The organism is Pseudoalteromonas sp. S1650 (genome assembly GCF_005887195.1).
In the GTDB taxonomy this organism is placed as follows: Bacteria; Pseudomonadota; Gammaproteobacteria; order Enterobacterales; family Alteromonadaceae; genus Pseudoalteromonas; species Pseudoalteromonas simplex.
Genome location: NZ_PNDF01000004.1, coordinates 1 through 3,653, shown reverse-complemented (window position 1 = coordinate 3,653; position 3,653 = coordinate 1). Strand labels below are relative to the sequence as shown.

The following is a 3,653-nucleotide window of genomic DNA, read 5'->3' as shown; positions in this document are numbered from 1 at the left end:
AATTAAGACCGTCACTGTTCAATATCGTCTCGGAAAATGGGAATGCAGTATCACTCAGGAAGTGGAATGCAAAACGGCTAAACAAGTTTTGGAAACGATCACTGGCTTTGACATCAACTCAAAGCAAACGGTGGTTGGTTCGAACGGTTTCGTGGCCGACAATCCGAAGTTTTTAAAGCAAGCAATAGAGAAGTTAAATCAATTGCAACGCCAGCTTGCACGTCGAACCAAAGGTTCAAATCGCTGGCAAAAAACAAAACAACGCATCAATAAATTACACGGAAAAATCTCAAGGCAAAGGCTGGACTTTGCGCACAAAACTTCACGACAGATAACCAATGAAAATGATATTTTAGTGTTCGAAGATTTAAACGTAAAAGCGATGCAAAAGTTCAATGGTAGTATGGTTGCCGATAACGTAATGGGGCTGATAACTCAGCTTTCAAAGTACAAAGCTGAGCTAGAAGGCAAGCTCTATCATGAAATAGGTCGTTTTGAAAAGTCCACTGGAATTTGTTCGGAGTGCGGGCAACGCCATGTTTTAACATTGAATGATAGGCGTTTTACTTGTACGGCTTGCGGAGCGTATCAAAGCCGCGATCTAGCTGCTGCTAAAAGCATAGCTAGTACAGGTGAATTAGATATAATTGCGGCTGGAATCGTCGCAAGGGTAACACCCGCATCTCAGCAGAAACAATCTGTTAAAACGAAAGCCTTCGAATTATCGAAGTTGGATTTTGGATCTGAGAAAAAGACGCAGCCTAGCTGTTAAGCTAGACTGTAGAAGCCCAGTGATCAGAGTGAACCGATGTCGCTGGGTAGTTCACCAGACGGTTGTGTATGAGAAATGGGCTCGTAAAAACTCACCCATTTTATTCATATGATTAGTTTTCTAAACCACTTAGCACTTCATTAATAGCGGTATCTAATTTTTCCTGAATTTGCTTAGGAATTCTGCCAAATTCGTATGAGAAATTTCTACCTTTAACCTTTTTACGCGCAAATTGGTCTTTATTTTCAAATTTTATAAGCGTAGTTACTACAGCTTTATCTACTGAAGGTTTAAAAGATCTTGATTCATTTGCTATTAGTTTACTTAGCATATCCTTTAAATCTTCTTTGATTAAACCTTTAGCTATCTTCAGTTCATTAGCTTTGCTTTTGAGATCTTCAGTAAAGTCACTCAACTGATCACCCAGTAGAGCTTGTGTAGACAAAAGGATTTTATAGTCACTGTGATTAAGCAGTGAAATATCCGGGAAAACAGAGATTAAATCATTATCGACTGTTGCCGCTTGTAATGCCTTACTTACTTTTGATTGGCTCAGACCATGACGTTTAGCTAATTCAGCCTGAGTTAGCTTTTCGCCATACTCTTTGAAGTACGTTTCTTTGTCTCTTTCTAGACGTAATCCTATTTCACGAAGGTTGTGTTCTTTAACTGATTGCAGTGATGTAGCGAGTGCCTTTGCGTCACTTAAGGTGATTTCATCATCAGTAACAAGCATTGTGAAAGTATTTATTGTACCGCCTTTATCTAACACATAGGCTCGGCGGCGAGAACCATCTAGTACATCAATTTTATTATCAGCTAGTCGCCTACCAATTGCAGGGTAGAACTGTTGATCATCTAATGTTGATAAGTCTTGAAGTGATTCTTCTGTGAGCAGTGACTGCTCTCGGCCGTTGATTTCAAAAGTGACGACCGTATTTGATTTAAGCTGCTCATATGACAATGTAACTGGTGTGAATGTAGCTTTTTGGCCTGATTTTAATGTCCAAATTTTACTTTGCCCGACGCTAACTACTCCAAGATGATGAGATAACACATCCTCAAGCGGTGTTTTGCTCTTTTCAGCTTCAAGTTTCAAGCGTTTTGCTAAGCTTTCTATTTGGTTTTTGTTACTATCTGCAATGGCTTCTTGAGAGCCAGGTGCATTGCCTAACGGAGAGACTGAACCTCTTTTCTTAGCCATTTTATTGCTCCTTCTCTTGTTCACGCCATACTTTTTGAATATCACGGTGCAATTGACTTGTCACTTCATACCCATTTTGTTGTGCGTTTTGAAAAGTCATTTTGGTTTTTGGGTATTCACTCTTTGACATATCAAATACGGTAGAGAGTAATGATGAAGCTTGTCTAACTGCCTCACTGTTGTTGAATTCAGTTGAGTAGAGGTAAGTTGAAAAGCTATCATAAAGGTTATTTTGCAAATCAGTTGTTGTTGAGCTTTCTTTATGATTAGTGAGTAATATTTTCATAAAGTCATAACCAGGGTGTTTCGCGTTTTTTAGCAATGTCCATACTTGCGGGATATAACTAAAATACGAACATGTAGCATCAATATCATTTTCAGTAACAGACAATGGGAAAATAACACTGGTGCCAGCGTAATATGCGTTGTATGTCGCGTAGCCTAGTGATGGAGGAGTGTCGATAATTATGATATCAAACTCATCTTTAACTTGCTCTATGATGTCGTGCAGTATTGAGTAAGGTGAACTTAGTTGTTGATTGAATACCGCTTCGTGGAACCAGCCTTCTATTGCTCGGTCTGATTGTGAAGCAGGTAAAATGCGTAAGTTGGGGATTGTAGTTGGTAAAAATGCTTCGCTTATAGCTTCTTTTAAGGTCTCGTTGTCGTCTAACTCATAGTTCCCCATGATTAAGTCACCAACAGATAAACATCCTTCCTCTGTTGATTCAGGGGCATAGTACATTGATAGAGTTCCTTGACCGTCCATATCAATCAACCCAACTCGATAGTTTTGGTGAAACTCTGTTGCTAAGCCAGATGCAGCAGTTGCTGCAGTTACTGTTTTGCCAACACCGCCTTTTTGATTCTGAACAACAATAACCTGCAGTTCTTGGCTTTCACCGCGAACAAATGGTAATTGTTTTTTAAGTTCTTCAGGAAGTGAATCTCTTACTTTGTAGACTTCCTCAATATCTAATAACCACTGACTTTCTTCGTGCCTTCTTGGGTTAATCTTTAGAGCTTTGCAGTACTTGTCCAAGGTTCTTGCATCAATATCTAGGTATGCCACTGCTTCAGCCTTAGTAAAGACTCTCAGCTCTTTTCGGTGGTTATTTAGAAGACGTCTATTACGGCGCTGAATATATAACTCTGAACCGTCTTTTAGCTCGTCAAACGCTATATCGGTGGCTTCTACTTTAGAGATAGTCATGTGAACCTTAATGAATGTGTTTTTTTATAGTGTATGCTTTAATTTTTGCGTGGTAAAGCAAAAATTAAAGCGCGAGTTATTTTTTAATGCTCTGTTTCGTGTTTCGTTTATCTTTAATAGGTTTTCCTATACACATGACTTTTTCACGTTATTTAGTGCGATTTAGTCTATAGAAAAGGGGGAGTATCAGTTATTAATAGTTTTCATATGCAAGCGTATAGCATTTGTAGGTTTTATAATTGATGAAAAAAGGAGTGCTAAGTAACTAACTCATGTTAAGTTTGTGCTTTGGTTGGCGTCGGGTACTTTCTTGTTTTCTCTGCATTGAATTGAACATTAGGCTTGCGCAATCTCACCCTTTCAAGGGCGAGTCAAGCAAGAGGTAACTAGTCTTTTTTCTGACTTAAAGCGCGTGAAGTTTATAAGGAAAATTAAATTTTCGGTGAGTATTGATTATCAAAGTA

General features: G+C 38.7%; 3 protein-coding genes. 1 reads left to right on the top strand and 2 read right to left on the bottom strand.

Features of this window, described 5'->3' with window-relative positions:
- A partial coding sequence (locus CWB80_RS00250; RefSeq protein ID WP_138686268.1) for an RNA-guided endonuclease InsQ/TnpB family protein occupies positions 1-772 on the top strand: 772 nt, incomplete at its 5' end.
- 112 nt (positions 773-884) lie between these two features.
- On the opposite strand, the gene CWB80_RS00245 is transcribed toward CWB80_RS00250, so the two are convergent.
- Positions 885-1,976: a ParB family protein gene (locus tag CWB80_RS00245; RefSeq protein ID WP_138602408.1), complete on the bottom strand. Its 1,092-nt coding sequence runs from the start codon at positions 1,974-1,976 to the stop codon at positions 885-887.
- Position 1,977: 1 nt separating this feature from the next.
- The gene (locus CWB80_RS00240; protein WP_138602410.1) at positions 1,978-3,189 is read right to left on the bottom strand and encodes a ParA family protein; all 1,212 of its coding nucleotides are present in this window, start codon (positions 3,187-3,189) and stop codon (positions 1,978-1,980) included.
- Between the last annotated feature and the right edge of the window lie 464 nt (positions 3,190-3,653).